The organism is Azospirillum sp. TSH20 (assembly GCF_003115935.1).
Classification (GTDB): domain Bacteria; phylum Pseudomonadota; class Alphaproteobacteria; order Azospirillales; family Azospirillaceae; genus Azospirillum.
Genome location: NZ_LGQU01000181.1, coordinates 1 through 3,272, shown reverse-complemented (window position 1 = coordinate 3,272; position 3,272 = coordinate 1). Strand labels below are relative to the sequence as shown.

The 3,272-nt window shown below is 66.3% G+C and carries 2 protein-coding genes and 1 pseudogene; all 3 read left to right on the top strand.

Annotated elements, in window-relative coordinates:
• Positions 1-641: pseudogene (locus TSH20_RS35175) on the top strand (hypothetical protein); the annotation flags it as partial.
• 61 nt (positions 642-702) lie between these two features.
• Positions 703-1,824 carry a ferritin-like protein gene (locus TSH20_RS33305; protein ID WP_244560497.1) on the top strand — a complete coding sequence of 374 codons (1,122 nt, stop codon included), beginning with the start codon at positions 703-705 and terminating at the stop codon, positions 1,822-1,824.
• 11 nt (positions 1,825-1,835) lie between these two features.
• Positions 1,836-2,966 carry a hypothetical protein gene (locus TSH20_RS33300; RefSeq protein ID WP_085082690.1) on the top strand — a complete coding sequence of 377 codons (1,131 nt, stop codon included), beginning with the start codon at positions 1,836-1,838 and terminating at the stop codon, positions 2,964-2,966.
• The last annotated feature ends 306 nt before the right edge of the window (positions 2,967-3,272 follow it).

Sequence of the window (3,272 nt, the reverse complement as noted above, 5' to 3'; positions counted from 1 at the left end):
CGCTCGGCGGGGGGGGCGCCCCGCCGGTCGGCGTGCCGGCGGGTGCGCTGGGCTTCCCGCCGTCGGTCCGGACCGATGCCGCCGGCAAGGCCGCCGTCACATTCTCCGCCGGCGATCCGGGTCAGCCGCGCGCGGTGGACGACATCGACGGGCAGGTCTATGGCGTGCGGCCGACGCTGAGCGACGCCAACGCGGACACCTACAGCAACCCCTGGGACTTCATCAGTTTCCTGGTGTGGAGCGGCTACGAGATCCCCGAGGAGCCGAACTGGGAAGCCGACATCAAGCCGATCCTGGCGCAATACGCCGCGCTCTATCCGGTGATGCTGCCGGTGCTGAACATGGGCGACTATGACAGCGTGTGCAAACACCTGTATTCGCTGCAAACCGCCCTGTCGCTTCCGGAAGAGAACCCGAACTACATGCCGGCGGTGCGCGACCTGTCGCCGAACAAGAAGGCCGCGATCCTGAAATGGGCCGCCAATCCGGTGCGCGGCACCGCGCCGGCGAAGCCATCTTCTGCCGGGCCGGTCGCCGAGGAGCCGGCCGCACCCGCGACGGAGTCGATGATGTGGGCCGCCGTCCAGGCGCCGCCGGCCGCGGACACCGCGCCGCACCCTGCCACATATTTGAAGAAATAACGGGCCGAGCCTCCGCCCCAACCATCCCGCCCCAACCATCCGATTGGTGGAGAGATCCCACATGACGACCCAAACCATGGCGGCGACCCGCTCGGTCCCGGCCGCCGGCGCCAAGGCCACCGACCTGCCCAAGCGCGGCCCCTCGCTCGTCGTCCAGGCCAAGACGCCGCGGACGCTGGACGAGGTGCGCGCCAACCTCCAACTCGCGGTGGAACTGGAGCACGCGACGCTGCCGGCCTATCTCCAGGCCGCCTATTCGCTGGACGATGCGAAGAACGGCGTGATCGCCGGGATGATCATCGACATCGCAATGCAGGAGATGGAGCATTTCTGCCAGGCCGCCAACATCCTGGTGGCCATCGGCGGCCGTCCGGCCATCGACAATCCGGCCTTCGTGCCCTCCTATCCCGGCGGCCTGCCGAAACACATCGGCACCCAGCCCGGCCAGCCGGAGTTCATCGTGCATCTGCGCGGCTTCTCGCTGGATCAGGTCGAAAACTGCTTCATGGTGATCGAGGAACCGGCCGACCCCATCGACATTCTGGAGTCGGCACCCAGACTGGCGGCGTCCGATATCAAGGACAATTACCGGACCATCGGCGAATTCTACGAGGACATCTCCAAGGCGCTGGGCGACCTCGGCAACGGCTTCTTCTCCGGCACCGCCGACGGGCAGGTCTACGGCATGTTCGGCATCAAGCCGATCCTGTCCCTGGCCGACGCGCAGGATGCCATTGCCCGCATCGTCCGCGAGGGCGAAGGCACCCCGACCTCGCCGGAGGAAGGGACCGAGGACGGCGACGACAATGGCATGGCGCACTACTACAGCTTCTACGAGATCTACAAAGGCCGGAAGATCGCCAAGGCCGGCGACGGCAGTTGGTACTTCACTGACGAGGTCGTCCCCTTCGACCCGGCCGGCGTCCAGACCCTGATCGACGATCCCAAGCAGGCCGACTACGCCGCCGGCTCGGTCGCGGCGGTGCAGTCGGAGGCCTTCAACACCTACTACTCCAACCTGCTGAAGGCCCTGCACCAGAGCTTCAACGGCAACCCGGACAAGATCAACGACGCCATCGGCCTGATGTTCGACCTGAAGATCCAGGCCAAGATGCTGATGCAGCTGCCGATGGACGGCCACCCCGGCAAGTTCTGCGCCCCGACCTGGCAATACGTCCCGTGAGGAGGCTCCGCATGACCGGACATTCCCGCCATCCGGGCCTGCTGGGCGCGGTCGCCGCCCTGGGGCTGATCGCCGCCGCCGACACCGCCTGGGCGCAGGCCAGGAACATCTACCCGACCTTCGGCGTCCACAACCCGCCGGGCTTCAGCAATTGCCCCTGGAAGGGCTGCGTCTATCCCCGCAACGCCGGGGAGCCGAGCGACCCGCATTTCCCGGCCTTCTGGTCCACCAACTGGACCATGTACCGCGTGTTCAAGGGCTATGCCGATCACCCGCCGCCCTATGACGGCAAGCCGCCGGCTCCGCTGAAGGACGGGGAGGATTACGAGGTTTCCTACGGCTCGACCTATTATGACAGCACCGTCGCCGGCCCGATGGGCAGGGGCGCGATGATGGAGCATTACGAGAAGCGCTGCCTGCCGATCTTCCCGGGATCGAACCAGTACACATGTTCTTTCGTGTCGATCGGCGACCGCGCCTTCTTCCTGACTTACGAGCAGGACCGGCCGAAGGGCATGCCGGCCTGCTGCAGCTTCTCGCCGCTGAACCACCCGCCGCGCCGCGACTTCATCAAACATCTGCCCTATGCCAAGAGCGACAGCGCGCAGCTGGATTACCGGATCCAGGGCTATTCGATCTGGGTCGGCACCGCTGGCGGTCCGGCGCAGACCGGCGTCAGCCCGGACCAGACCGCCAATGGCGGCATCCTGTTCGGCTATGCCTTCAACGCCAAGGAAACGACGGATGCCGAGGGGCTGACGGCTGAGCCCTACCGCACGCCGCCCGGTGTGGCTCCGGCCGCGGCGGGGGTGCCGGTTCCGTCCGAAGGGGCGCAGACCGTGGCCTATCGCAAGCCGCAGTCCTTCTACTTCTCCGGCGTGCCCTATTCGGAAAAGACGCCGCTGCCCAACGCGCCCATCGTCAGCCAGAACTTCTCCAACTTCGCCCAGATCCGTCCGGATCCGGTGAAGACGTGGGATCTGGTGGCGAAGATGTGCGTCGGGCCGATCCCCGACTGCCACCTGTTCAACCCTCCGGCGACGGAAACGGCAGCCACGGCGGCTGTCGGTGCGGAAGCCGTTCCCAATGCTGCGATCGCTCCCGCGGCGCCCGGAACCTGGGGCAGCATTCCGGCCAAGTGAGCCGCCCCAACTTTTTTGCCGAAGGGCGAAAAAAGCTCTTGCGTGGTTCGGGTGAGGCCGCATATAAGACGCCTCCCGACGCGAACGACGCCGGCGCCGCCGAAACGGCAGCGACCGGCACGCGAAACGGGAAGCCCGACAAACCGGCGCTTATCACCTGAACCTAAGGTTCGGTGGAGCTTGCGGTTTCTGCATCGGGCGGGTTCTTTGACAAGTTCATACCGTGTTGTGAGAAGGGATGCGCAGGCGGCGGCAGTTGGTAGCCGTTGCGGCCTTGGGGTGCTGGGTTCCCGATGGGGATCGGCA

What these genes read in the sequence shown, in the direction of transcription:
- TSH20_RS33305 (WP_244560497.1), top strand. Translation starts at nt 703, where the DNA reads ATGACGACCCAAACCATGGCGGCGACCCGCTCGGTCCCGGCCGCCGGC.
- TSH20_RS33300 (WP_085082690.1), top strand. Translation starts at nt 1,836, where the DNA reads ATGACCGGACATTCCCGCCATCCGGGCCTGCTGGGCGCGGTCGCCGCC.